The sequence below is a fragment of the Streptomyces sp. LUP30 genome, from assembly GCF_001746365.1.
In the GTDB taxonomy this organism is placed as follows: Bacteria; Actinomycetota; Actinomycetes; order Streptomycetales; family Streptomycetaceae; genus Streptomyces.
The window spans coordinates 122,191-147,696 of the sequence record NZ_MJAJ01000007.1 but is presented as its reverse complement, the minus strand read 5'-3'; the positions used below and the strand labels follow the sequence as shown (position 1 = coordinate 147,696).

The following is a 25,506-nucleotide window of genomic DNA, read 5'->3' as shown; positions in this document are numbered from 1 at the left end:
CGATGAGCCAGTACTACGAGGTGGACGGGGAGTCGGTGTGGAATCCGGCGACGCGGGCGTCCGAGCTGTTCCTGGCGCATGTGCGGGTGTACGAGGGGTGGCTGGGACTGCCGTCGGGATTCGGCCCGATGTGCAACGACGAGTGCGCGATCGACGTGTCCGTCTTCGAGGCGTTCGTGCACGGCCTGCTGGAGCGACACGGCCGGACCGCCCACGCGATCGTCGACGCCCTGTCCGAGGGGTTCCTCGCCACGGTGCTGGCGCTCGCCGAGCGGATCGGTCTCGACGTGCGCGTGCCCGGCCCGCCGCCCACGCTCGACGGGTTCATGGCGGTGCAGGCGCTGCTGCCGGCCGACCCGGACCGGCCCGCCCGACTGCGCGCCCGGGTCCTGGCGCTCCAGCGCGCGATGCCCCGCTGACGGGCCGGCCCTCCGGCCCGCGCTAGGGGCGCCGGGAGGAGCGGTCTCCGAAGAGCTGCTCACGGTGGACCCGCCAGCGTTCCATCATGGCCGCGATCTCACCGTCGACGAACTCGAAGAACGCGAGCGTCTCGGCCAGACGGCGTCCGGCCGGGGTGTCGTCGCCGAGACCGGCGACGCCCTCGCGCAGCGCAGCCCCCCACCGCTTGAGGACGGCCTCGCGGTTGGTGAGGGCCTCGTACCACTGGTCGCTGTGCACCCGGTAGCGCTCGCGCCGGGAGCCGGGCTCGCGCTCCCGCGAGACCATGTGCTGCTGGGACAGGTAGCGCACCGCACCGGACACCGCGGCGGGACTGATCCGCAGCTGCTCGCCCAGCTCGGCGGAGGACATGGCGCCTTGGTCCGAGGCGAGGAGCGCGGTGAAGACCCGGGCCGGCATGCGCTGCATCCCGGCCTCGACGAGCTGCGCCGCGAAGGACTCCACGAACCGGGACACGGCCTCGGCGTCCCGCGTGTCCGGTCCCTCACCCGCTGAATCCGTCATGGGGCCATCCTATCGATGCTTCACTGGCTTCCGTATCTTCACAACTTTCTGAAAGAAGCGTACGTTCTGGAGCATGACGAAGGCCATCTCCGTGTCCGGACTGCACAAGTCCTTCGGGCGCACCCACGCCCTCACCGGTCTCGACCTGCAGGTCGAGACCGGTGAGGTGCACGGCTTCCTCGGCCCCAACGGAGCCGGCAAGTCCACCGCCATCCGGGTCCTGCTCGGCCTGCTGCGCGCCGACGCGGGCACGGCCCGGGTCCTCGGCCTCGACCCGTGGGCCGACGCGGTCGAGGCGCACCGCCGCATCGCGTACGTGCCGGGCGACGTGACCCTCTGGCGCAACCTCTCCGGCGGCGAGGTCATCGACCTGTACGGCCGGCTGCGCGGCGGCCTGGACGCGGCCCGCCGGGCCGACCTGATCGACCGCTACGAACTCGACCCCACCAAGAAGGGCCGCACCTACTCCAAGGGCAACCGCCAGAAGGTCGCCCTGGTCGCCGCGTTCGCCTCGGACGTCGACCTCCTCATCCTCGACGAACCGACCTCGGGCCTGGACCCGCTGATGGAGGCGGTCTTCCAGCGCTGCGTGGAGGAGGAGCGCGACAGGGGCCGAACGGTCCTGCTGTCCTCCCACATCCTCAGCGAGGTCGAGGAGTTGTGCGACCGCGTCAGCATCGTCCGCAAGGGCCGCACCGTCGAGACGGGCTCGCTGGCCGACCTGCGCCATCTGACGAGGACCAGCGTCTCGGCCGAACTCGCGGGCCCACCCGACGGACTGGCCGGCCTCCCCGGCGTGCACGGTCTCGACGTCCGGGGAAACCGGGTGCGGTTGCAGGTCGACGCCGACCGACTCGACGGCGTGCTGCGCTCGTTGACCGAGTCGGGGGTGCGCTCGCTGACGTCGACGCCGCCGACCCTGGAGGAACTCTTCCTGCGCCACTACCAGGAGACGCCGGCATGACCGCCCTCGCGGGCACCGGCCCGCTCCTGCGCTTCGCGCTGCGCCGCGACCGTGTGCTGATCCCCGTCTGGGTGGCCGTCAACACCCTGATGGTGCTGTCCATGCCGACCACCCTCGAGGGCCTCTACGACACCCCGGCCGACCGCGCCGACCTGCTGCGGCAGGTGGAGACCAACTCCTCCCTGCGGGCCCTGATCGGCCCGGTCTTCGGCGACTCGCTCGGCGCGCTCAGCGCCTGGCGCGTGGGCGTCTACGCGGCCGCGCTGGCCGCCGTGACCAGCCTGCTGATCGTCGTACGGCACACCCGTGACGAGGAGGAGAGCGGCCGTCAGGACCTGATCGCGTCCGGCATGGTCGGCCGGCGGGCCTCGCTGACGGCGGCGCTGCTGGCCGCCGGGGTCGCGAACACCGTGCTCGCCCTGCTGGTCACGGCGGGCCTGGCCGGCCGGGGAGCGGCGGGAGCGGCGGCGTTCGGCCTCGGTCTCGCCGGGGTGGGCATGCTGTTCGCCACGACGGCCGCCCTGGCGGCACAGCTCACGGAGAGCGCGCGGCTGGCCCGTGGCCTGACGTCGGCGGTGCTGGGCGCGGCCTTCGTGCTGCGGGCCGCGGGCGACTCGTCGGCGGACGACGGCTCGTCGCCGCTGACCTGGCTGTCCCCGCTCGGCTGGCTGGAGAACCTGCGGGCGTTCGCGGACGAACGGTGGTGGGTGCTGTCGCTGCTCGCGGCCGCGATCGCGGCGCAGGGCGCGCTGGCGTACGGGCTCGCCGGCCGCCGGGACGTGGGCATGAGCTTCCTGCCGACCCGGCCGGGCCCGGCGGCCGGACGCCTGGGCACGGCCGCCGCCCTGTCCTGGCGGCTGCAACGGGGCGCCGTGCTGGGCTGGAGCGCCGGCTTCTTCCTCGCGGGGGTGGTGTACGGCGGCCTGACGGAGGGCGCGGCGGACCTGGTCGGCGACAACGACAGGGCCCGCGAGATCTTCGAGCGGATGGGCGGCCGGTCGGGGCTGACGGACGCCTTCCTCGCCTCGATGATCGGCATGCTGGGCATGATCGCGGCCCTGTACGTCGTCGCGTCCGTCCTGCGCCTGCACGGCGAGGAGACCTCCGGGCGCGCGGAACCGGTGCTGGCGAACACGGTCGGCCGGCTGCGCTGGGCCGCCGGGCATCTGACGATCGCCTTCGGCGGCGCGGCGCTGATCATGCTCCTGGCAGGCCTCGGCTTCGCGGCGGGCTACGGCAGGGACGGCGGGCCGATCCTGGCCGCCTGTCTGGTGCAGCTGCCGGCGGTGTGGCTGGTCGGCGGCCTGACGGTCCTGCTCTACGGAACCGTCCCGCGTCTGGCCCCGGCCGCCTGGGGAGTGGCGGGCGCGTTCCTGCTCATCGGCTGGATCGGCCCCGCCCTCGACGCCCCGCAGACGGTCCTGGACCTGTCCCCGTTCGGCCACCTGCCCAAGCTGCCGGGCGCGGAGATGCGGTGGACGCCGGTGCTGACGCTCCTGTGCGCAGCGGCGCTGCTGGTGGCCGCCGGGCTGGCGGGACTGCGACGCCGGGACATGACCTCGTCCTAGCCCCCGGAACGAGGCCGGGACAGCCGCCGCGGGAACCGCGGCCACGCGGGGGCCCGCGACAGGCCCGCGCGGGGACTGCGGCGGGCCCGCGCGGGGACTGCGGCGCTGGGCCGAGGCGCGGGCCTGGTGGTGTCGGCCTCACGGTGTCGGCCGAGCGCGCTTCAGACGGTCACGCTGAGGCCCTCCAGCCCCCGGATCACGAAGGCCGGCTTGCGCCGCGGCTCGGCGGCGAGGGAGAGGGTCGGGGCCCGCTCCAGCAGGGCCGTCATGGAGGCCGCGAGCTCGATCCGGGCCAGAGGCGCGCCGATGCAGTAGTGGATGCCCGCGCTGAACGAGATGTGCGGGTTGTCGGCGCGGGCGAGGTCGAGCCGGTCCGGCTCGGCGAAGACGGCGGGATCGTGGTTCGCCGAGCCGAAGAGCATCGCGATCTCGGCCCCCCGGGGCACGACGGTCCCGTCGATCTCGATGTCGTCGAGCACCCACCGCTCGAAGAGCTGCAGCGGGGTGTCGTACCGCATCAGCTCCTCGACCGCGGAGGGGACGAGCGAGTGGTCCGCCCGCAGCGCCGCCAGCTGCTCCGGGTGCCGGAAGAGCGTCCACCAGCCGTTGACCGTGGCGTTGACGGTCGCCTCGTGACCGGCGTTCAGCAGCAGCACGGCCGTCGAGATCAGCTCCTGCTCGGTCAGCCGGTCGCCCTCGTCGTGCGCGGCGATCAGGCCCGACATCAGGTCCTCCCCCGGCTCCTTGCGCCGCTCGGCGATCAGCTCCCGCAGGTAGTCGGAGAACTCGACGGAGGCCCGCACGGCCTTCGCCGCGGTCTGTTCCGACGGGTTCAGCTCGTACATCCCGCAGATGTCCGCCGACCAGGGCCTGAGCGGCGCCCGGTCCGCCTCCGGGATCCCGAGCATCTCCGCGATCACGGCGACGGGCAGCGGCTCGGCGACGTCGTGCAGCAGATCGCCCCCGCCCTCCCGCACCAGCCGGTCCACCAGCTCTCCGGCCAGCCGCCGGACGTACGGCTTCAGCCGCTCCACCGTGCGCGGGGTGAACGCCTTGGACACGAGCCGGCGGATCCGTGTGTGGTCCGGCGGCTCCAGATCGAGCATCCCGTGATCGTTGAGCGTGTGGAACGGCTCCTGCTCGGGCGGCGGCTCCGTCCGCCCGAAGTCCTCGTGCGTGAAGCGGTGTTGATATGTCCGCCCCAGCCGCCGGTCCCGCAGCAGCGCCGAGACGTCCGCATGTCGCGGCACCAGCCACTGGCGGGTCGGCTCGAAGTAGATCACCCGCCCCCGCTCCCGCAGCTCGGCGTACGCCGGATACGGGTCCGACACGAATGCCGGGTCCCAGGGATCGAAGGAGAGGTCGTCGACTGCTGCCATGAGCGGACGCTAACCGCTGGACGGCCTGCTGACCAGGGGGTACTGCTCGGCACCGGCCCGCGTACCTCCGGTGGCCGGCCGCCTCACGGTTCCACCGGCCGTCGGTCGGCCGCATGTTCACGGACATCGGGTGACTCCCTGCGTGGCCGCGAGGATTCGGGCATCCTGGGTGGCCGTGACCGATAATTCGAACGGAACAACGTCGGACAGCGAGGTCGGGGAGCTTCTCCGGGTTCTGCACGGACAGCGGCGCCACGTTCTCGGCATCCTCGACGGGCTCGACCCGAAGGATCTGCGACGGCCCGTCCTGCCGTCCGGATGGCACTGCCTGGGCATGGTCCAGCACCTCGCTCTGGATGTGGAGCGCTTCTGGTTCCGCGCCGTCGTCGCCGGGGACGAGGAGGTCATCAGCGGCCTGACGAGCGGCGACGAAGCCTGGAAGGTGGCCCCTGACGTGCCGGCCGTCGACGTGCTCGACCTGTACCGGCGGGAGGCGGAACTCGCCGATTCCGTCATCACCTCCACCCCGGCCGACGCCGCTCCGGCCTGGTGGCCCCACGACCTGTTCGGGGAACCGCATCTGCACACCCTGCGCGGCGTCCTGCTGCATGTCATCACCGAGACCGCGTGTCACGCCGGCCACCTCGACGCGGCACGCGAGCTGATCGACGGCCGCCGCTGGCTGGTCCTGACCTGACGTCCCGGTCCGGCGTCACGCTCCTCGGTGTCCGAGCCGCCCGCGGACCTCACCCGGCCACGACGCGCCCAGCGAGCGTCGTGCGCACGGACGTCGGTGGCACGGCGGCCGCGAGCCGTGGCGTGCCGGCCCTAGCCCGGCGTCACGAGCCGCGCCTCGTACGCGAACACCGCGGCCTGGGTGCGGTCACGCAGGCCCAGTTTCACCAGGATCCTGCTCACATGCGTCTTGATGGTCGACTCCGCCACCACCAGCCGCTCGGCTATCTCCGCGTTGGACAGCCCCTGCGCGATCAGGACCAGCACCTCCGTCTCCCGTTCGGTGAGGTCTCCGTACGCCGCCTGGGCCGTCGCCGACAGCCGCGGCGCCTCGGAGAGCTTCGAGAACTCCGTGATCAGCCGCCTGGTGACGGACGGGGCCAGCAACGCCTCCCCCGAAGCCACCACCCTCACCCCGTCGGCCAGTTGGCGAGCCGACGCGTCCTTCAGCAGGAAGCCCGAGGCTCCCGCGCGAAGCGCCTGGTAGACGTACTCGTCCAGATCGAAGGTGGTCAGGACCAGGACCTTCGCCGATCCGTCCGCCGCCACGATCTCCCTCGTCGCCTCGATGCCGTTCAGCTCCGGCATGCGGATGTCCATCAGGACCACGTCGGGAGACAGCTCACGGACGCGGTCCACCGCCTCCCGGCCGTTGACCGCCTCGCCCACCACCTCGATGCCAGGCATCGCGTTCAGCAGGACCGAGAAGCCCTCGCGCACCATCATCTGGTCGTCGGCGACCAGTACTCGGATCGTCATGTTCCACTCTCGCTCGGGGCGGGCACCGGCAGGAACACCGTCACCTCGTAACCGCCGTCCGGCGTCGGCTCCGCCGTCATCCCACCGTTCAGCATCGTGACCCGCTCCCGCATCCCCGTGACGCCGTGACCGGCCCCCGGCGAGGGCTTGATCAGCGTCGGGTTCGGCGGGGCGCCGTTGACTATCCGCAGCCCCAGACCACCCAGCACATAGCCGATCTCCACGCGGGCGCTCGCACCGGGCGCATGGCGCAGGGTGTTGCTCAGCGCCTCCTGGACGATCCGGTACGCCGACAGCTCCACGCCCTGGGGCAGCTCGCGCACGGCTCCCGTGACCGTCTTCTCCACGTCCAGGCCCGTCTCCCGCACATTGGCGAGGAGCCCGTCCAGTTCGGCGAGCGTGGGCTGCGGGGCGTCGGGGACCTCGTAGTCCTCGGCGCGGACCACGCCCAGGACCCGGCGAAGCTCCGTGAGGGCCGCCACCGCGTTCTCCCGGATCGTGACGAAGGCCTTCTCCAGCTCGGGCGGAGGGTTCTCCACCCGGTAGGGGGCGGCCTCCGCCTGGATCGCGACCACCGACATGTGGTGCGCGACCACGTCGTGCAGCTCGCGCGCGATCGTGGTCCGCTCCTCCAGCAGGGTGCGCCGCGAACGCTCGTGCGCGGTCACCGTCTGCTGGGCCGTGACCTCCTCCTCCGCCTGCCGGCGGATGTGCCAGACCGTGACGGCGAGGAGGAGGATCGCGGAGAAGACCAGCATCGGGGCGGTGTTCGTGTAGTCGTGGTCCCAACTGAACACGGTCTCGGCGACGAAGCCGTACGCCGCCGTCAGCAACCACATCCACGCCGCCGTGCGCGGGCGGGTCCGTATCGCGACCACCGTCAGGACGATCAGGTGGGTGACGAAGCTGCTCGGCAGCCAGGGCCACTCGCTGTACGTGGTGCCGACGACCGCGGTGATCGTGGTCGCCGCGAGCGACAGCCAGAACGCGCCCACCGGCCGCACCAGCGTGAGCAGCACCGGGATCAGAGCGAGCAGGCCGGTCAGGAGCCCCACGCCGCCCCCCTGGTCGTCGACCCAGGCGATCAGCATCGCCAGGGCGCCGGCCGCCCCGACCATCGCCTGCCGGGACCAGGCCGCGTACTCCCGCTTGCGGCCCTTCAGCCTGCGCAGGAGGCGTCCCGCGGGCTCCTTGCGGGGCAGCGGGCGGTAGGCGAAGGCGTCGTGGAACAGGTCCTGTCGCAGGCCGCGCAGGGCTTCCGCGGCCGCCCGGAACTCCGGGCTGCGCGGCCGGAGGGGCTCGTAGGAGTCGTCCGGCCCGTCCGGTCCGTCCGGGTGCACAGGGTGCGTCTGCGTAGTCTCGGTCACGTTCAAAACGGTATGCGCAGCCGGGGGTAGCGGTCGTCACCAGTGAGAGGGGTTCCTGTGGATCCCCCTCAAGTACTACGGGTCCCACAGAGAGCCGCCGGCCCGCCGCCGCTCAGTATCCCGCCGGTCTCACCAGCCCCGACTCGTAGGCGAACACCGCGGCCTGGGTGCGGTCCCGCAGGCCCAGTTTCACCAGGATGCGACCCACATGCGTCTTCACGGTCTGCTCGGCGACGACGAGGTGGTTCGCGATCTCCGCGTTGGACAGGCCCTGCGCGATGAGGGCGAGCACCTCCGTCTCGCGTTCGGTGAGAGCACCGACCCGCTCCTTCAGCGGAGCCCTGGGCTTGCCGTCCAGACGGGAGAACTCGGCGATCAGCTTGCGGGTGATGCCCGGGGCCAGCAGGGCGTCCCCGGCGGCCACCACCCGGACCGCCTCGGCCAGCTGGTCCGCCGAGGCGTCCTTGAGCAGGAAGCCGGACGCACCGGCCCGCAGCGCCTCGTACACGTACTCGTCGAGGTCGAAGGTGGTGAGCACCAGCACCTTGATGTGAGGGTGGTCGAGGGTGATGCGGTGTGTGGCGTCGATGCCCCCGAGGTCGGGCATCCGGATGTCCATCAGCACCACGTCGGGGGCCAGTTCGGCGACCTTCGCCACGGCGTCGAAGCCGTCCACCGCCTGCCCGATCACCTCGATACCCGGGTGCGCGTTCAACAGCACGGTGAAGCCCTGCCGGACCATCTGCTGGTCGTCGGCGATCAGTACGCGGATGGTGCCGCCGGTCGTCATCGTTTTCCTTCTCGCGTCGAGGGCCGCTGCTCCCGGTCACCCGGGTCGGCAAGCGGCTCGTGCGGGTCGCCGGACGGCCCATGGGGGCCGCCGTGCGGGTCGTGGGGGCCGCCGTGCGGATCGTCCGGGAAGGCGAGTTCGAGGCCCTCCGGGGCGCCGGGGCCCTCCGAGTCGTCGCGGTCGCACGCCACACCGTCCCTCGGCAGGAACGCCGACACCGCGAAACCGCCGTGCAGGGTCGGATACGCGCTGACGTGGCCGCCCAGCATGGTCGCCCGCTCGCGCATGCCGAGCAGACCGTGCCCCGCTCCGGGAGAAGGCCGCACCGGGTGCCGCGGACGGGAATTGGCGATCTCCAGGTACAGACCCCGGGCGTGGTGGCCGAGCATCACCCGCACCTGGGAACCCGGCGCGTGCCGCAGGGCGTTGCTCAGCGCCTCCTGGACGATCCGGTACGCCGACAGCTGCACGCCCGGCGGGTAGGCCGGCGCGTCGCCCTTGATGACGGCGGTCACGTCGAGGCCGGCCGCGCGGGTGTTCTCCAGCAGGGCGTCCAGCCGGTCGAGCGTGGGCTGGGGGGTGTCCGGGGCGGCTCCGGCTCCGGCCGCGCCCAGACCGTAGGGGTCCTCCGGGTTCTCCGAACGCAGCACCCCGAGCACACGGCGCAGCTCGCCCAAGGCCTCCAGGGCGTTCTGCCGGATGCCGGCGAGGTTCTCCTTCAGCTCCTCGGACGGATCCTTCACCAGGTGGGGGGCGACCTGAGCCTGGATGGAGATCACCGACATGTGGTGGGCGACCACGTCGTGCAGCTCTCGTGCGATCCGGTTGCGTTCCTCCAGGACGGTGCGGCGGGCCCGTTCCTCGGCGGTGATCGTCTCCTGCTCGACGAGCTGGGTGCGGGCCTCGCCGAGACCGCGGAGGGCGGTGCCGACGAGGACGACCGCGCCGAACACCACGACCGCCGTCAAACCGGTGGGGGTGTAGTTGGCTCCGCCGATGAGGCCCTGCACCAGCCATGTCATCAGCGCGGTGGCCCCCAGCGCCGAGAAGGACACCCGGGGACGGACCCGGAGCGCCAGCAACAGCAGCACGAGGGACTGGGCCAGGACTTCGGCGCTGGTCCACGGCCAGGACGGCCCCGGCAGCGGGTGGCCCTCCAGAACCGGCCGGGCGGTCAGTGCCGCGACGACGGCCCCGGCCAGGGACAGCGCCCACGCCGGCATCGGCCGCCACAGGGCGAGAACGACGGCCGCGCCCTGCGCGAAGCCGACCAGCACCGCCAGTTCCGCGCCCAGGGCGTAGCGGCCCAGCTGTTCGTCGGCGGCCAGCGCGATGCCGAGGCCGGCCCAGCACACCACCACGTATCCCGGCAGCCGCAGCCAGCGCAGCCGGTGAAGCCGGAGCCCGCCCGCGCGGGCACGGGCGGCGCGCTCGGGCGGCCTGCTGCTCTCCTCGCCGTTCACGGCCTCAACCCTAGGCATTGCGGGCCGCCTTCACGTCCGCTGGACCGGTGCGTCCGCGGTGGACGCGGACCACCCGCGACGCACGGCCGCCCCTCTGGCGCGGCCCCCGTTCGTAGGAGTGGAACGCCGCCCAGCACACCCCGAGCACCGCGGCGAAGACCGGCACCCACAACAGCCGCCAGGCCACCCAGTCGAGACCGTCGGGAAGCGTGTGCAGGCCGGGCAGGCGGCCCGCGAAGAGGCCGGTCGCGGTGGTCGCCATCATGGCCGTCTGGTGCCAGAGGAAGACCGTCATCGCGGAGAGGTTGAGCGCGGCCACCGCCGCCCAGAGCGGCGGACGCCTCATGGCCCTGCGCAGACGCTCGCGCAGCAGCAGGGCCAGGCCGCACTGGGCCAGGCCGAAGGCGACGGCCGCCAGCGTCGGCGGGTCGAGGTTGGACACCGCCGCGCCGGGCACGCCCACCATCGACGCCGGGTAACCGGCCCACCCGACGAGTGCCGCCGTCACCGCCGCCCCGCCGAGGAGCAGCGTCCACCCCGCGCGGGGGCTTTCCAGCTCCCCCCGGGTCCACGCCGCGCCCACCGTGTACGGCACCAGCCAGCCGGCCGCCAGGTTCACCCAGCCCAGCCAGGACGGACCGCCCAGGCCGAAGCGCACCAGGTCCACATGCAGGACGACGGCCAGCGGCCACACGGGGTTGAGCCGGACCAGCCACGGGGTCGCCGCCGTCAGCACGGCGAACACCAGCAGGAACCACAGGGGGGACAGCGCCAGTTTGACCACCGTGTGCACGGTGACGAAGGACGCGCCGCCCAGCAGCAGTCCGGCCGCCGCCACCGCCCACACCGTCAGCACCGCCGCCACGGGGACGAAGAGCCGAGACATCCTGGCGCTCAGCCACGTGCCGTAGGTCCCGCCCCGCGCCCGCACCGACGCGAGGCTCTTGGTCGCCACGTGGCCGCCGACCATGAAGAACACCGCCAGCGTCTGGAACATCCACGACACGGGCGCCAGCCAGGACATGGACCCCAACGGGCTCGCGGCGCGCAGGGCGCCGCCGTCGGCGACCAGCGCCGTCACCAGCCAGTGGCCGAGCACGACACCGAGGATGGCCAGGGCGCGCAGCGCGTCCACGGCCCGGTCGCGCCGCGGCGGCGTGGCCGCGTCGACCCGGGCCGCCGCCTCCCGCAGCCGGAGCAGAACAGTCGGCCGGTGCTGCCGCCCGCGCCGGTTCTCCCGTGACTCAGGCACCGGGGACCTCCGAGGTCTCGCCGAGGACGATCCGGGCGATGTTGGCCAGTGCGACCGAGCCGGGCCGGAAGTAGTCGCTGTGCCCGCCGGAGCCCGCCGCGAAGACCCGGGCGCCGAACGCCGGGGACATCGGGTCGACGCCGAAACCGACCGTCGTGCCGAACAGGCCGGCGCTGACGTGGGGGACGTCCGCCACCCAGTCGTCGTCGCCACGAGCCGCCCAGACCCGCGCGCGGGTGTGCAGGTCCGCCGCCGACGCCACGCCCGTGCCCGGACTGCCGAGGAGGACGAGGTCGCTCGCGTCCACCCGGGAGGCCGCCCGCGCGCACACGACCGTGCCGTAGGAGTGGCACAGAAGGGCGACGCGGGCGCGCGCGCCGGTCACCGTGCGCAACTCGCGCAGGAAGTCCCGCAGATCGGGGGCCGCTTCCTCGGCACGGGTCGGCGTGATGGCCGTCGTACTGACCGTGCCCGGCGTGGAGTAGCCGAGCCAGGCCACCACCGCCGTACGCGAGCCGGCGCCGGGTTGCCGGGCGAGCCGCTGCCGCAGCGCGGCCGCTCCGGCATGGAAGCGCTCGTAGGTGTCCAGCGAGGTGTCGGAGCCCGGTACGAGGACGGCGACGCGATCGGCGTGCGCCAGGTCGCCGAGCACCTCGACCGCCCGGCCGGAACCGCGGCCGTCGAAGGAAAGCAGGCGGCGGGAGGACGCGGCGAGGGCACGGACGGCGGACGCGCGGTGGCGGTCCCCGTGCGCGGCGGCCATCCGGGACGCCAGAGCGGCGTCGGCCCGGTTCGCGGCGTACGCCTGCTCGAGCGTCGCCGCCGTCAAAGGGGCGAGGGCTGCGGGCGCCGGGGCCGGTATGCGCGGCCGGGCCGCGGCCGCGGTGAGGGGGACGACCACGGCGGCGGTGACGAGGAGAGCGAGCAGGGTGCGCAGCCGACGCCGCACCCCGGCCCCGCCCTCCCACCGCTCCTGCCGGACTCCCCCGTCGTGCCGGTCTCCCCCGTCGTGCCGGTCTTCCCTGTCCTGCAGGTTCAGCCCGTCCTGCCGGTTCAGCCGGTCATGCAGGTCTCCGACGTGCCGCCGCCCGCGCATTCGAAACTGCGCCATCCCGCCCCTCCCCCACCAGTCCGCCCGGCCATCGGGCCCGTCTGGCTTGGAAGTTACGGATCGGAGCGCGTCGTCCGCGTCCCGCCGGGGAGCTGTTCTGCGCTGTAGCTCTCAAGTACTACGGGTACGACACCTACGGGATACCGGGGCCCGGATCCGGGGCGGGCTCGAGCCCCCTGACGCGCATCACACCGCCCGCGAGATCCGCGTCCGTCCGCCCGGGAGATCCGCGTCCACCCGGACGGGAGAACCGCGTCCGACCGACGGGAAGCCGCCGCGACCCGGCCGCGCCGAGGGGACCGATCTGCTTCCTCACCACGCCAGTTGTGCGATCTCCTCCGCCACCACCGCGCACGCGTCCACCGCCGGATCGATGAGCGGGAAGTGGCCGACGTCCTCCAGAAGAGTCACGCCCACGACCTCACCAGCCTTCGCCGCCGCGTCCGCGTACGCCTCCGCGACCGCCTCCGGGACGACGAGGTCGGCGCGGCCCTGGACCAGGGTCGTGGCGATGCCGGTCGGCAGCAGCAGCGCGGGGTCGGCGTACGGCCGGCGTTCCTCGAACCGGTCGTCGCCGCCGAGGAGTTGGCGGGACGCGCCGCCGCACACGTCCAGTTTCCCGGCGACTGCGAAGTCGGCGATCGGGGCGAGCGCCACGACACCCCGCAGCGGCACGGGGCGGGCGGTGCGCCAGGGCGCGTCGGCGGGCAGGACGTGCCGGGCCGCCGCCCACAGCGCGAGGTGGCCGCCCGCCGAGTGACCGGTGAGCACCGTGCGGCGCGAGTCCGCCTGCGGCACGGCCTCTCGGGCCAGGTCCGGCAGCGCGTCGAGGGCCGCGGCGACGTCGTCGAAGGTGTCGGGCCAGCGGCCCGCGATCGGGGACGCCCCTTCCGGGTCCGGGGCGGCGTCCGCGTCCGCAACCGGGCCGCCGGAGCCGCGCCGGTACTCCACGTTGGCCACCGCGAACCCCCGCCGGGCCAGGAAGTCCGCGAACGGCGTGATGTGCCGCCGGTCGTACGGCGCCCGCCAGGCCCCGCCGTGCAGCACGACGACGAGCGGAACGGAGCCGCCCGGGCCCGCCTCCACGCGCGGGACGTAGAAGTCGATCACCTGGTCGGGGTGGTCGCCGTACGCCAGGGTGACATCGGGGTCGACGGGCGGATGCGCGAACGCCGACTCCTCCTCGGCGACGGCCCGGGCTGCGACAACGTCGTCCGGCATGCTCCAACCTCTCAGCGGCGATGGGGGTACCTCCCAGGCTTGCGGCTCTGGGGGAGGATTTGGCGGACCAGGGGAGATTCGGCCGTTGGCCGGGACGGTATCAGGCCCGTGACGTGCGCGGACACGGGGATGTCACGCACGGTGAGAGGTAAACGGTTCTGCTGTCGCGTCACCCCGGCCGGACCGCCCGGCACGGGATCGCGCTCTCCTGGACGTACCCCCAAGTACGCCCAGGAGAGTCGGCCGGTTCAATCAACTCGCCTGCCGGATCAGCGCAGTTCCTCCGCCAGCACCCGCGCCGCCCGCTCCGCGTCGGCGAACCCGACGTACAGCGGGGTGAAGCCGAACCGCAGGACGTCCGGGCGGCGGAAGTCACCGACGACCCCGCGCCCGATCAGCCGCTTCATGACGTCGCCGGCGTCGGGCGAGCAGCGCAGCGCCACCTGGCTGCCCCGCTCCTCGTGACGCACCGGCGTCAGCGACTCGACACGCCCCTCGGGGACGTACGCCCGCACGCACTCCAGGAAGAAGTCCGTCAGGGCCAGCGACTTCGTCCGCACCGCGTCGATCGACACCCCGTCCCAGACCTCCAGCGCCGCCTCCAGGGCGAGCATCGACAGGATGTCCGGGGTGCCGACCCGGCCGCGCAGGGCGCCTGCCGCAGGCTCGTAGGCCTCCCGCATGCCGAAGGGCTCGGCGTGCGAGTTCCAGCCGGGCAGCGGGGAGTCGAATCGGTCCTGCAGCCCGCTGCGCACATACAGGTACGCCGGTGAACCCGGGCCGCCGTTCAGATATTTGTAGGTGCAGCCGACCGCGAGGTCCACCCCGTGCTCGTCGAGGCCCACCGGCAGCGCGCCCGCGCTGTGGCACAGGTCCCAGACGGCGATCGCGCCGGCCGCGTGCACGGCGGCGGTCAGCGACGGCAGGTCGTGCAGCCGGCCGGTCCGGTAGTCGACGTGGTTGAGCAGGACGGCCGCCGTGCGCTCGGACAGCGCCGCCGGCACCTCGGCCGGCCGCACCGGGCGCAGCGTTCGGCCGGTCAGGCGGGCCGCGGACTCGGCGATATAGCCGTCCGTGGGGAACGTCGTCGCGTCGACGACGATCTCGTCGCGGGCGTCGTCCACCAGGCGCACCGCGCCCACCAGCGCCTTGAGGACGTTGACGCTCGTCGAGTCGCCGACCACGATCTGCCCGGCCGCCGCGCCCACCAGCGGCGCGATCCGGTCGCCGATCCGCTCGGGCGCCGTCCACCAGCCGCTCTCGTCCCAGGAACGGATCTTCAGCGCACCCCACTGGCGGCGCACGACGTCCTCGACGCGGCCGGGGACGGAGCGCGGGAGCGCGCCCAGCGAGTTGCCGTCGAGGTAGACACCGTCGTCGAGGACGAACAGGGCGCGCCGGCCGGCGAGCGGATCCTCGGCGTCGTGCTGCTGCGCGATGCGGGCGAGGTCAGACATGGGACCTCGCCGTCCACAGCTCCGGGAAGACGTTCTTCTGCGCGCGCTTCTCCAGCCAGGCCACCCCGGCCGAGCCGCCCGTGCCCGCCTTCGCGCCCATCGCGCGACGGGTGGCGACCAGGTGGTCGTTGCGCCAGCGCCACACCAGCTCGGCGACGTCCGTCAGCGCCTCGCCGAGGCGCGCCACCTCGTCGGACTCGTCGCCCGCGTACACGGCCGTCCACACCGCCTCGACCTCCGCCGAGGGCTCGTAGCGCCGGGCCAGGTCCCGTTCCAGGACGGCGGAGGGGATGGCGTGGCCACGGCGGGCCAGCAGCCTCAGCACCTCGTCGTACAGGCTCGGCTCGTGCAGCGCCTTCTCCAGCTCGGCGTGCACCCGGGGCGCGCCGCGGTGCGGGACCAGCATCGACGCCGACTTGTCGCCGAGCAGGAACTCCATGCGCCGGTACATCGCCGACTGGAAGCCGGAGCCCTCGCCGAGCGCGGAACGGTACGAGTTGAACTGCGCGGGGGTGAGCTGGCCGAGCGGCTTCCAGGACGCGTTCAGCGCGTCCAGCTCACGGACGGAACGCTTGAGCGCGTCGATCGCCACCGGCACCCGGTCCTCGCGCAACGCCCGCGCGGCGGTCTCCCACTCGTGCACGATGACCGTGAACCACAGCTCCATCACCTGGGTCGTGACCAGGAACACCATCTCTCCGGGATCGTCGGAGAGGGTGTGCTGCAGGTGGGTGAGCACGTCCGCCTTGACGTAGTCCTCGTACGGCGTCGTGCCGGCGAAGTCGAGATGCGGGGTCTCGGGCTCCGAAGCCTCGTCGGGCTGAGCCTGCTGGGACATCGCTGTCTCCTGTTGTTGCTCCGGGTAGCGGTCCGCCCCTGCCGTTTTCGACAGGACGCCCCGGTCCCCACCGGCATCCTGCGCAATACCGGCCCGAAAACGCAAGGTCCGTCCGGTCACACCGGGACCGGACGGACCACACGCACCGCCTGCGGGCTAGCTCAGGGTCTGTGCCGCCGTCGGGGAGGAGTCCTTCAGGAACTGCGAGCAGCGCTCGTACTCCTCCTGCTCGCCGATCGCCTGCGCGGCGCGGGCCAGGGCGTGCAGGGCGCGCAGGAAGCCGCGGTTGGGCTCGTGCTCCCAGGGCACCGGGCCGTGCCCCTTCCAGCCGCTGCGACGCAGGCTGTCCAGACCGCGGTGGTACCCCGTACGGGCGTACGCGTACGACTCCACCACGCTGCCCCGCTCGAACGCGTCGTCGGCGAGCCGGGCCCAGGCCAGCGAGGACGTCGGGTACTTCGCGGCGACGTCGGCGGGCGCCGTGCCGCTCGCGAGGAGCTCGCGCGGCTCGGGGTCGTCGGGGAGGTGGGTCGGGGGCGGGCCCCCGAGGAGGTTTTCGTGAAGGGACATGCCTCCAGTCTGCTCCATCCGCCGCCCACCGTCGCCGGCCACCCACGAAACCCGCCACGGGCCGTCCGCCCGACGCCCTGTTTCCCGAACGGGGCGTCGGCGCGCCCCCGGCAGCCCCGGCCGGGGCCCTTACGGGGCGGGAACGAGGCCAGGGCCAGGGCCAGGGCCAGGGTCCGGCTCCGGGCCCGCCGGGCCTACGTCAGACGTTTGCTCGCCCGTTCGCCCTCCAGGGGAGGGGCCAGCACGCTGCCGTGGGTTCGGCACTCGGGCCGGCGGCAGTCCGGGGGCGGCCGGCGCACCGTCGTGAAGGCGATCACCGCCCCCAGCGCCAGCACCCCCGCGCACAGCACCATCGCCTTGCGGAAGGCGTCGTCGAAGGCCGAAGCCGAGCGGTAGGCCTCCGGGCCCATGCCGGTGAGCAGGGGCAGCGCGGCCACCGCGACCAGCCCCGCCGCCCGCGCCGCCGCGTTGTTGACGCCGCTGGCGATGCCCGCCCGGGTCACGTCCACCGAGGCCAGGACGGTCGCGGTGAGCGGGGCGACCAGCGCGACCATGCCGACGCCCAGCACCAGGACGCCGGGCAGGACGTCAGCGGCGTAGGACGCGCCCGGCCCCACCCGCAGCATGAGCAGCATCCCGGCGGCGCACAGCAGCGGGCCGACGGTGAGCGGGATCCGCGGCCCGATCCGCTGGGCCAGTTCGCCGGAGCGGGCGGACAGCAGCAGCATCAGGACGGTCGTCGGCAGCAGCGCGGTGCCCGCGCCGAGGGCGGACCAGCCGACCACGACCTGGAGCTGGACCGCGCACAGGAAGAAGAAGCCGCCGAAGGCCGCGTACACACACAGGGTGACCAGGTTGACGGCCGTGAACTGGCGGGACGCGAAGATGTCGAGCGGCAGCATCGGGTCCGGGCGGCGCCGCTCCACCGCCACGAAGGCCGCCCCGGTCGCCACACCCGCGACCGCCGCCCCCGCCACCACCCCCGGGGACCCGCTCGCGGCCTCGATCAGGGCGTACGTGACGAGGGCGAGCGCCAGCGCGCCCAGAAACGCGCCCAGCGCATCGAAGCCACCGCCGGCGCGGCTCTTCCCGGGCGCGCCCCCGCTGCCGACGATCCCGGCCCGGGAGGACTCGGGCACGTGCCGCAGCGCCACCGGCACGCACACCAGCGCCAGCGGCACGTTCAGCCAGAACACCCACCGCCAGCCCGGACCGTCCACCAGCCAGCCGCCCAGGAACGGCCCCACGGCCGCCCCGATGCCGCCGAACCCGGACCACAGGCCCACCGCGCGCGCCCGGTCCTCGGAGTGGAAGGAGGCCTGGATGAGCGCCAGCGAGCCCGGTGTGAGGAGCGCGCCGCCGACGCCCTGCAGGGCACGGGCGGCGACCAGCATGGCGGCGTTCGGAGCGAGCCCGCACAGCAGCGAGGCGACGGCGAACCACACCACCCCGACCACGAACACCTTCCGCCGCCCGTAGTGGTCGCCCAGGGAGCCGCCGAGCAGGATCAGCCCGGCCAGCGTCAGCAGGTACGCGTTGACCGTCCACTGCAGGACGGCGAGGTCGGCGTCCAGGTCGCGGCCGATGCGCGGGAGCGCCACATTGACGACGGTCGAGTCCAGCAGGGCCATGCTGGAGCCGAGCACGGTGGTGAACAGGATCCACTTGCCGCGGGACGAGGCCAGCCGGACATCGGGCATGCCCCAGGTATACAGCGAGCCCGGCGCCGTAGACAGGCGCCGGGCTCGCTCATACCCGTAATACCTCTGGGGGCCGACAGCCCCCGCACGGCCTACTTGATCTTCTGGCCCGCCGAACGCAGGTGCTGCGTGGCCTCGACGACGCGCGCGGCCATGCCCGCCTCGGCCAGCTTGCCCCAGGTCCGCGGGTCGTACGTCTTCTTGGAGCCGACCTCGCCGTCGACCTTCAGGACACCGTCGTAGTTCCGGAACATGTGGTCGGCGACGGGCCGCGTGAAGGCGTACTGCGTGTCCGTGTCGAGGTTCATCTTGACGACGCCGTTGTCCAGCGCGGTCGCGATCTCCTCCGCGGTGGATCCGGAGCCGCCGTGGAAGACGAAGTCGAACGGCTGCGAGCCGGCCGGCTTGCCGTACTTCGCGGCGACGCCCTCGTTCAGCTCCTTGAGCAGGTCGGGGCGGAGCACCACGTTGCCCGGCTTGTACACGCCGTGGACGTTGCCGAAGGACGCGGCCAGCAGGTAGCGGCCCTTCTCGCCGAGACCGAGCGCCTCGACGGTGCGCACCGCGTCGTCGACCGTCGTGTACAGGGAGTCGTTGATCTCGTGCGAGACGCCGTCCTCCTCGCCGCCGGTCGGGGTGATCTCCACCTCGAGGATGATCTTCGCGGCGGCGGCGCGGGCGAGCAGCTCCTGCGCGATGGCGAGGTTGTCGGCGAGGGTCTCGGCGGAGCCGTCCCACATGTGCGACTGGAACAGCGGGTTGCGGCCCGCCTTCACGCGCTCCTCGGAGACCGCGAGCAGCGGACGCACGTACCCGTCCAGCTTGTCCTTCGGGCAGTGGTCCGTGTGCAGCGCGACGGTCACCGGGTACTTCTCGGCGACGATGTGCGCGAACTCGGCGAGGGCGACCGAACCCGTCACCATGTCCTTGCTGTACTGGCCGCCCAGGAACTCGGCGCCACCCGTGGAGATCTGGATGATGCCGTCGCTCTCCGCCTCGGCGAAGCCGCGCAGCGCCGCGTGCAGGGTCTGCGTCGAGGTGACGTTGATGGCCGGGTAGGCGAACTTGCCTGCCTTCGCCCGGTCGAGCATCTCGTTGTAGACCTCGGGGGTTGCGATGGGCATCTGTCCGCTCCTTGATTGTGCGGGTTGACGATATGCGTGCTACGGCCCTGACCTAGACCTTGGGTTCGACGTCGTCGTCGGGGCCATCTTTCCAGAGATGCGCGAATGGTCCATGCCTGGTCCGCGTACTGGTCGGAGCCGGCCAGGCGAGGCGAGGACCGGCCGGTGGACGGGCCGGTGGACGGGCCGGTGGACGCGCGGGTGAACAGGCCGGTGGACGGGCCGGTGGACGGGCCGGTGGACGCGCGGGTGAACAGGCCGGTGGACGGGCGGGTGAACAGGCCGGTGTACGGGCCGGTCAGTCCAGACCCAGCTCGTCCTTGGAGAAGGCGAACAGGTAGGGCACCCCCGCGCCCTCGCGGATCTTCTGGTCGGCGCCGGTGGCCCGGTCCACGATGGTCGCCACGGCCACCACCTCCGCGCCCGCCTCGCGCACCGCCTCCACGGCGGTGAGCGGCGATCCGCCGGTGGTCGAGGTGTCCTCCACGACGAGGACCCGGCGGCCCTTGATCTCCGGGCCCTCCACCCGTCGCTGCAGCCCGTGCGCCTTCGCGGCCTTGCGCACGACGAACGCGTCCAGCCTGCGCCCGCGCGCGGCGGCCGCGTGCAGCATGGCGCCGGCGACGGGGTCGGCGCCCATCGTGAGGCCGCCGACGGCGTCGAACTCCAGCTCGGCGGTCAGGTCGAGCAGCACCTGGCCGACGAGCGGGGCGGCCTCCCCGTCGAGGGTGACGCGGCGGAGGTCGACGTAGTAGTCCGCCTCCAGACCCGACGACAGGGTCACCTTGCCGTGCACCACGGCCTTGTCCTTGATCTGCTGCAGCAGCGCGCCGCGAGTGTCCGTCATGCCCTCAGCTTAGAGGCGGCGCTCAGAGGCGGGTCCACGACCAGGTGGTCGCCGCCTCCAGCGGCTCCAGCGGGGTGACCAGGCGCGGAAGCGTGTTCAGCCCGTCCGGCGGCCCGGTCTGCGGCTCCACGCACACGGCCGCCTCCTGCTCGTCGTAGACGACGACCCACTCCTCGCGGCTGGTCACCTTCAGCTCCAGCTGCCCGGGCCAGGTGAGGGTGACGTCGATGCCGCCGGGCATGCCGAAGCAGTCGTCCCAGGGGCCGGGCTTCGGGGCGACGCGGTTGCCGGTCGGCAGGTGGTCGTCGCCGCGCTCCTCCTGCCAGGCCGGCTCGAAGGAGACCAGCACGTCCTGGCCGTCGCGGCCGTCCCGCCCGGCGAGGGTCCGGTTGAACCACGGGTGCCAGCCGATCTGCGCCGGGAACGACGAGTCGTGGGCCTCCACGGACATCGCGATCCGCAGCTCGTCCTGGGCCAGCGTGATCACCTGGGTGACCAGGCCCGGGTAGGGCCAGGGCTCCACCAGCGCGTACGTCAGCACCACCTCGTCCGCCGTGTGCCGCGCGACCTTCCAGGCGCCGTCGCGGGCGGTCCCGTGGATGGCGTTCGGGGCGGCGTTGAGCGGCATCTGGCGCACGGTCGCGCCGTCCCGGAAGCGTCCGTCGCGGATCCGGCCGCACCAGGGGACCATCGGGAAGCAGCCGAACCGCTCGCCCTGGCGCAGCAGTTCGAGCCCGCCGACCCGCAGCCCACCGACCCGGCCGCCGTTGCCCGGCTGCACGGTCACCTCCGCGTCACCCGCGGTCAGCGTGATGTCTTCGTCACTCACGGGACGACCCTACTGGGGCGGGACGGAGGCACCGCGGAGCAGGGGGGCGGGGAGCGTCGGCGGGAAGCCGGACCGGGGGCGGCGGAGGCCGGGATCGGCGGAGGCCGGGGGGCGTCGGCGGAGGCGGGGGGGGGCGTCGGCGGAGGCCGGGGTCGGGCGGGAGGCCAAGGTTGGCGGGAGGCCGCCGGCCGGTCGCCGTCGGCTGCCGGCCGTCAGCCTCGCCGGCGCAGGGCGCGGCCGACCACGATCACCGACGCGACCACCAGCGCGGCCGCCGGAGCCGCCCAGCGCAGCGTGCTGTTCGGCAGGACGGTCTGCGGGGCCGGGACCGGTGCGTAGCGTCCGCGCGGCGGAGCGTGGTCCACCTCCTCCGCACTGCGGCCGATCATCGTGCGGCGCGCGTGCGCGGCCTCGGCGGGCGGCTCTCCGGGACCGGCGAGGCCGTCCAGCTCCGACGGGGGCACCTCCGCCTCGAAGACGCCCTCATGAGCGGCGGGTTCGTCGACGTCGTCCAGGTCGCCGGCGTCGTCGAGGGCACCGGCCTCGTCCAGAACGCCCGAGTCGTCCGTGCTCTCCGCGTCGTCCGGGCCGTCCTGTTCGACCAGGTCGTCCGCAGCGTCGAGGGCGTCGTGGGCGTCGGAACTCTTCTGCGCCTCCAGGCCGCCCGCGTCGCCGGCGTCATCGGCGTGATCGGCGTGATCGGCGTCATCGGCGTCATCGGCGTCATCGGCGTCACGGGTGTCGGCGACGGCCTCGTCCGTCTCGCCGCGGCCCGCCGCCCCGGCCCCGCCTTCGGCGTCGGCTGCCGTGGTCCCGGCGCTCGGCACGTCCTCGGCCGTCTGCGCCGTCTGCGCCGTCCCCGCGCCCAGGTTGCCCGCGAAGCGGTTCAGCAGGCGGGCGACCGCCGAGTCGACCGCCTCCGGCGCAAGCTCCGTGACCCGGCCGTCCGCGGAGGCCGTCCCCTCGAAGCGGAGCGTCGCCCCGCCGTCGGCGTCGCGCAGCCGCAGCGTGAGAGCGAGTTTCACGGAACCGCCGCCCCGGACCTCGGTCGCGTCGCCTTCCACGGCGTAGCCGCCGTCCTCGCGCGCCGAGACGCGTACGGCGCCCCGATAGGTGATGGTGTGGCCGCCGACGCGCACCTTCAGCCGCCCCGCCACGGGCTCGGTGCCGGCGTCCTGCTGAAGGCCGGGGACCGCCCGGGCCACCTGCGCGGGATCGGCGAGGGCCGCCGTCAGCCGCTCGGCCGGAACCGGAACGAACACCTCATGCTCCATGAGTGCGGAGCCTACCCAGCATGTACGGGAAAGCACCCGGTGAAACCGGATTCGGCCGCGCCGCGCTCCGGCCGGTGGTAGGCACGCGCCCGCCGCCCGCCCGGGTCTCCTCGCCCCCGTGCCGTACGGGGCGGGGGCGGCGGGTCGCGGCACGTCAGTAGCGGGGATGCACCAGCGTGGAGGCCCGTTCTCCCGTCACCCGCGTGACCTCCGCCGCCCGCGCGTCCGCCGTCAGAGCCGCCTGGGTCAGGGTGCGCAGGGGGCGGGCGTGCGGGTCGAGGAGCAGCGGTGGGCGGGCGGCGGCGGCCAGGACGAAGCCCCAGTCGCGGGGCGCGCGGGTGACGTCGGTGGTGCGGTCGGGGCCCGCGGTGAAGCCGGTGGCCCGGCCGTCCACCCGGTAGGGAGCGGTGCGCAGGCCGGCCGCGCGCAGGGTGGCCTCCACCGTCCAGAACACGCGCGGCCGGGTCGCGACCGGGCCCGCGTGCACCACGAGGCGGCCGCCGGGGGTCAGGGCGCGCCGGGCGAGACCGAAGAACTCCTGGGAGTACAGCTTGGTGCTGGCCGTGATGCCCGGGTCGGGCAGGTCCGCCACGACCACGTCGTACGTCGCCGCGGACGCCTCGCGCAGCCACTGGAAGGCGTCCGCGGCGGTGACGTGGACGCGCGGGTCGCGGTAGGCGTGGCCGTTGAGGCCGGACAGCGCCGGGTCGGTGCGGGCCAGCCGGACCAGGCCGGGGTCGAGGTCGACGACGTCGACGCGGCGGACGCCGGGATGGGCGAGGGCCTCACGGGCGGCCAGGCCGTCGCCGCCGCCGAGGATCAGCACGCGCGCGTGGGGGCCGTTCATCGCGGGGTGCACCAGCGCCTCGTGATAGCGCCGCTCCTCGCGGCCGCCGACGCGCAGACGGCCGTCGAGATAGAGGTCGAGGGGCCGGCCGCCGGCGCCGCCCGTGAGAACGATCTCCTGGACGCCGGTCCGCACCGCCACCCGTACGTCGTCGCCGTAGACCGCCTGCTGCGACGCCCGTTCGAAGTCGTCGACGAGGACGGCGGCGGTGGCGAGGACGCCGAGGACGGTGACGTTGGCGACGAGCAGGAGGCAGCGGGCCCGGCAGGTGAGGTCGCGGCGGAACAGCCCGAGCACCAGGGCGGCCCCCGCCACGACGTTGACGGCGCCGGTCAGCAGCGAGCTCGTCAACTGGCCCAGGAACGGCAGCAACAGGAACGGAAAGGCGAGCCCGCCCACCAGCGCGCCCACGTAGTCCGCGGCGAACAGGTCGGCCACCGCACCGCCCGCGTCCTGGCGACGGATGCGCTGGATGAGCTCCATGAGCAGGGGCACCTCGGCGCCGATGAGCAGGCCGATGGCGAGGGAGAACGCGACGAGCAGGACACGGGGGCCGTTGGCCCACAGGCCGCCCCAGGCCCCCGTCCAGGCGAACACCGCGTACAGGGCCATGGCGCTGCAGCCGCCGACCAGCGCGAGCGTCGCCTCGAGCGCGCCGAAGCCGGCCGCGGCGAACCGGCGCAGCCGTTTGGCGGCGAGCGAGCCGATGCCCATCGCGAAGACCATGACGGACAGCACGACGGAGGCCTGGGTGACGGAATCGCCCATCAGGTAGGAGGCGAGCGCGACGAGTTCGAGTTCGTAGACGAGACCGCAGGCGGCGCAGACGAAGACGCACGCGAGGACCAGGAACCGCCCGGTGTCCGGCCGGACGGGGAGCCGCGCGGGGCCCCGCCAGGACGGCGGGGCGCCGGGTGGGGCTGGTGCGTGCGCTTCGATCACGACTGCGACGTTACGTTACGGTGCGGGCACCCTTCGTCACCCACACGTGTGGAATTCGGGACTGTTTGCGGCTCTGTGCGTTTAGGTCGCCGTCAACGGCACTGGGTCACCCGAGCGTGCCCGGATGCCGACTCTGGTGCGTGTCGCCACCAACTGGCCGTCCTGCGGGTAGGCGTGCCAGGTGCGCCAGTGCACCTGGCCCTCCTGCCGTTGGGCGAGCAGCGCGGTGAAGGCGTGCGGACTGCCCGGGAAAACGCCGGCCAGGCCGTGCGGGTGTTCGGAGACGAGGGCCAGGAGTTCCTGCGCGCGGCCCGCGAACTGGCCCGGCGAGAGCACCTCGACGCGCGCCGCGAACTCGTACTCCCAGTCGCCCACCCGCTTGGCGACGCCGAGCGGGAGGGGCGTGCTGCTGCCGGCGATGCAGGCCACCGTCTCCGAGCAACAGCCCTGCGCCTCCTCCAGCAGCACCTGGTGCGAGGCGCCGAGCAATCTCAACTGCAGCTTGGCTGCGGACAGTTCGAGGTCGAGGGTGGCGAGGGCGGGCAGCGGCTCTCGCCCCAGGGCCCAGGCGAGATCGGCCGCGCGCGTGTCGGTGTAGGAGGTGTTCAGGGTCGTGAGCATGGGTCGGCTCCGCGGAGAAGCAAAAAAGATGAGGAGGTGGGTCCGGCGCACCCAGGACGACACCGGGAGACGGCCCCGGGTCAGCCCGGTCTGGGAGTGTCGTTTGCTCGGGACGTCCGAAGAGGGTCCGAGGGGCTGCGTCGTGGTTTAGAGGGAATCATGAACTGTGGAGCCGCCACAGCGTTTTTACCCAACTTCGCCGGGTTTCCATCCCTCGGGGGGCTACACAGCTCAATTGTTCAACTATGGCGTGCGCCGAGCGATGCGTCGTGCGCCCACACGCCCCACATGAAAGGCCCGGACCCGGGTACACGCCTCGGCCGTCCTCGGCGCGGGGCGACCGCGGGGCCCGTGGTCGGTGGCGGGCCCCGCGGTCCGGATGCGGCTTCCCCCGCGGGGAGCTCAGCTGCCCCGTGTCAGCTGCCTCCGCCGCATCCGCCGCCTCCTCCGCAGGAGGAACCGCCCCCGCAGGAGGACCCGCCTCCGCAGGAGTGGCCTCCGCCGCAGGAGTGGCCTCCGTGATGCCCCCCGTGGTGGCCCCCGCCGGAGCCGCCGTCTCCCCCGCCGGCCCACCAGCCGCCGGCCGCGGCCCCGCCGCCGGACGCGCCACGCGAGCGGCCGCCGCGGCGCGACTTCGCGGCGCCGCCCGTACGGGCGTTGGCGAGCAGAGCCGCCACGAGCACGATCGCGATCACCGCCAGGATGATGCCGAAGACCATGGCGTCACCCTCCTTCCGAGTCCCCCGAAGCAACCCCCCGTGGGCGCCTCGCGCGGTGCCTGAGCGCCACGTGAACGGGGGATGCCCGCCTGCCTCACCGCCGAAAGCAGAGTTGAGGAACTTCAGAGGGTTCCCTCCATAAAAAGCCCCTGACCTGCACAGAGGG

Annotated in this window: 24 protein-coding genes; 4 read left to right on the top strand and 20 right to left on the bottom strand. The window is 73.5% G+C overall.

Features of this window, described 5'->3' with window-relative positions:
- Nucleotides 1–2 precede the first annotated feature (2 nt).
- Nucleotides 3–419 carry a DUF6086 family protein gene (locus BG482_RS08860; RefSeq protein WP_069768353.1) on the top strand — a complete coding sequence of 139 codons (417 nt, stop codon included), beginning with the start codon at nt 3–5 and terminating at the stop codon, nt 417–419.
- A 22-nt stretch (nt 420–441) separates the two neighbouring features.
- On the opposite strand, the gene BG482_RS08855 is transcribed toward BG482_RS08860, so the two are convergent.
- Nucleotides 442–963, bottom strand: a complete 522-nt coding sequence (locus tag BG482_RS08855; protein ID WP_069768352.1) for a GbsR/MarR family transcriptional regulator — start codon at nt 961–963, stop codon at nt 442–444.
- Between the two features lie 73 nt (nt 964–1,036).
- Between BG482_RS08855 and BG482_RS08850 the strand changes: the two genes are divergently transcribed.
- Both BG482_RS08850 and BG482_RS08845 read left to right on the top strand, forming a co-directional pair.
- Complete coding sequence (locus BG482_RS08850) at nt 1,037–1,927, top strand: ABC transporter ATP-binding protein (RefSeq protein WP_069768351.1); 891 nt, start codon at nt 1,037–1,039, stop codon at nt 1,925–1,927.
- Nucleotides 1,924–3,495 (top strand): ABC transporter permease, encoded by a 1,572-nt coding sequence (locus BG482_RS08845; RefSeq protein ID WP_069768350.1) that lies wholly within the window; start codon nt 1,924–1,926, stop codon nt 3,493–3,495. Before BG482_RS08850 ends, BG482_RS08845 begins: the two co-directional genes overlap by 4 nt.
- A 161-nt stretch (nt 3,496–3,656) precedes the next feature.
- Here the strand turns inward: BG482_RS08845 and BG482_RS08840 are convergent, their stop codons facing one another.
- Complete coding sequence (locus BG482_RS08840) at nt 3,657–4,874, bottom strand: cytochrome P450 (RefSeq protein WP_069768349.1); 1,218 nt, start codon at nt 4,872–4,874, stop codon at nt 3,657–3,659.
- A gap of 175 nt (nt 4,875–5,049) precedes the next feature.
- Here BG482_RS08840 and BG482_RS08835 point away from each other — a divergent pair, with 175 nt between their 5' ends.
- Entirely contained in the window at nt 5,050–5,571 is a 522-nt protein-coding gene (locus tag BG482_RS08835; RefSeq protein ID WP_370745764.1) for a DinB family protein, read from the top strand.
- Between the two features lie 131 nt (nt 5,572–5,702).
- Here the strand turns inward: BG482_RS08835 and BG482_RS08830 are convergent, their stop codons facing one another.
- The 18 genes from BG482_RS08830 to BG482_RS43845 all read right to left on the bottom strand — a co-directional run bounded on the left by BG482_RS08830 (nt 5,703) and on the right by BG482_RS43845 (nt 25,340).
- The gene (locus BG482_RS08830; RefSeq protein ID WP_069768347.1) at nt 5,703–6,368 is read right to left on the bottom strand and encodes a response regulator transcription factor; all 666 of its coding nucleotides are present in this window, start codon (nt 6,366–6,368) and stop codon (nt 5,703–5,705) included.
- Complete coding sequence (locus tag BG482_RS08825) at nt 6,365–7,735, bottom strand: histidine kinase (RefSeq protein ID WP_176741331.1); 1,371 nt, start codon at nt 7,733–7,735, stop codon at nt 6,365–6,367. The genes BG482_RS08830 and BG482_RS08825 overlap by 4 nt, the downstream gene beginning before the upstream one ends.
- A 112-nt stretch (nt 7,736–7,847) precedes the next feature.
- Nucleotides 7,848–8,525 carry a response regulator transcription factor gene (locus BG482_RS08820; protein WP_069768345.1) on the bottom strand — a complete coding sequence of 226 codons (678 nt, stop codon included), beginning with the start codon at nt 8,523–8,525 and terminating at the stop codon, nt 7,848–7,850.
- Nucleotides 8,522–10,006 carry a sensor histidine kinase gene (locus BG482_RS08815; RefSeq protein ID WP_079141690.1) on the bottom strand — a complete coding sequence of 495 codons (1,485 nt, stop codon included), beginning with the start codon at nt 10,004–10,006 and terminating at the stop codon, nt 8,522–8,524. The genes BG482_RS08820 and BG482_RS08815 overlap by 4 nt, the downstream gene beginning before the upstream one ends.
- Complete coding sequence (locus BG482_RS08810) at nt 9,999–11,240, bottom strand: acyltransferase (RefSeq protein ID WP_069768344.1); 1,242 nt, start codon at nt 11,238–11,240, stop codon at nt 9,999–10,001. Before BG482_RS08810 ends, BG482_RS08815 begins: the two co-directional genes overlap by 8 nt.
- On the bottom strand, nt 11,233–12,351 hold the full coding sequence (locus BG482_RS08805; protein WP_256096308.1) for an alpha/beta hydrolase: 1,119 nt from the start codon (nt 12,349–12,351) through the stop codon (nt 11,233–11,235). The genes BG482_RS08810 and BG482_RS08805 overlap by 8 nt, the downstream gene beginning before the upstream one ends.
- A gap of 312 nt (nt 12,352–12,663) precedes the next feature.
- The gene (locus BG482_RS08800; RefSeq protein WP_069768343.1) at nt 12,664–13,572 is read right to left on the bottom strand and encodes an alpha/beta hydrolase; all 909 of its coding nucleotides are present in this window, start codon (nt 13,570–13,572) and stop codon (nt 12,664–12,666) included.
- A 269-nt stretch (nt 13,573–13,841) separates the two neighbouring features.
- The gene (gene kynU, locus BG482_RS08795; protein ID WP_069768342.1) at nt 13,842–15,029 is read right to left on the bottom strand and encodes a kynureninase; all 1,188 of its coding nucleotides are present in this window, start codon (nt 15,027–15,029) and stop codon (nt 13,842–13,844) included.
- Nucleotides 15,022–15,867 carry a tryptophan 2,3-dioxygenase family protein gene (locus BG482_RS08790; protein WP_069768341.1) on the bottom strand — a complete coding sequence of 282 codons (846 nt, stop codon included), beginning with the start codon at nt 15,865–15,867 and terminating at the stop codon, nt 15,022–15,024. The genes kynU and BG482_RS08790 overlap by 8 nt, the downstream gene beginning before the upstream one ends.
- 156 nt (nt 15,868–16,023) lie before the next feature.
- Nucleotides 16,024–16,437 (bottom strand): DUF3151 domain-containing protein, encoded by a 414-nt coding sequence (locus BG482_RS08785; protein ID WP_069768340.1) that lies wholly within the window; start codon nt 16,435–16,437, stop codon nt 16,024–16,026.
- Nucleotides 16,438–16,631: 194 nt separating this feature from the next.
- Complete coding sequence (locus BG482_RS08780; protein WP_069768339.1) at nt 16,632–18,137, bottom strand: MFS transporter; 1,506 nt, start codon at nt 18,135–18,137, stop codon at nt 16,632–16,634.
- A gap of 92 nt (nt 18,138–18,229) precedes the next feature.
- Nucleotides 18,230–19,261, bottom strand: a complete 1,032-nt coding sequence (fbaA, locus tag BG482_RS08775) for a class II fructose-bisphosphate aldolase (protein WP_069768338.1) — start codon at nt 19,259–19,261, stop codon at nt 18,230–18,232.
- Between the two features lie 298 nt (nt 19,262–19,559).
- Nucleotides 19,560–20,108, bottom strand: coding sequence for an orotate phosphoribosyltransferase (gene pyrE, locus BG482_RS08770; RefSeq protein WP_069768337.1), 549 nt, complete (start codon nt 20,106–20,108; stop codon nt 19,560–19,562).
- Nucleotides 20,109–20,130: 22 nt separating this feature from the next.
- Nucleotides 20,131–20,937 carry an aldose epimerase gene (locus tag BG482_RS08765; RefSeq protein WP_069768336.1) on the bottom strand — a complete coding sequence of 269 codons (807 nt, stop codon included), beginning with the start codon at nt 20,935–20,937 and terminating at the stop codon, nt 20,131–20,133.
- 212 nt (nt 20,938–21,149) lie between these two features.
- Nucleotides 21,150–22,211 carry an SRPBCC domain-containing protein gene (locus BG482_RS08760; RefSeq protein ID WP_069768335.1) on the bottom strand — a complete coding sequence of 354 codons (1,062 nt, stop codon included), beginning with the start codon at nt 22,209–22,211 and terminating at the stop codon, nt 21,150–21,152.
- A 154-nt stretch (nt 22,212–22,365) separates the two neighbouring features.
- Entirely contained in the window at nt 22,366–24,000 is a 1,635-nt protein-coding gene (locus BG482_RS08755) for a polyamine aminopropyltransferase (RefSeq protein WP_069768334.1), read from the bottom strand.
- 81 nt (nt 24,001–24,081) lie between these two features.
- Nucleotides 24,082–24,621, bottom strand: a complete 540-nt coding sequence (locus BG482_RS08750; RefSeq protein ID WP_069768333.1) for a DUF2617 family protein — start codon at nt 24,619–24,621, stop codon at nt 24,082–24,084.
- Nucleotides 24,622–25,037: 416 nt separating this feature from the next.
- Nucleotides 25,038–25,340 carry a hypothetical protein gene (locus tag BG482_RS43845; protein ID WP_069768332.1) on the bottom strand — a complete coding sequence of 101 codons (303 nt, stop codon included), beginning with the start codon at nt 25,338–25,340 and terminating at the stop codon, nt 25,038–25,040.
- Nucleotides 25,341–25,506: the final 166 nt, after the last annotated feature.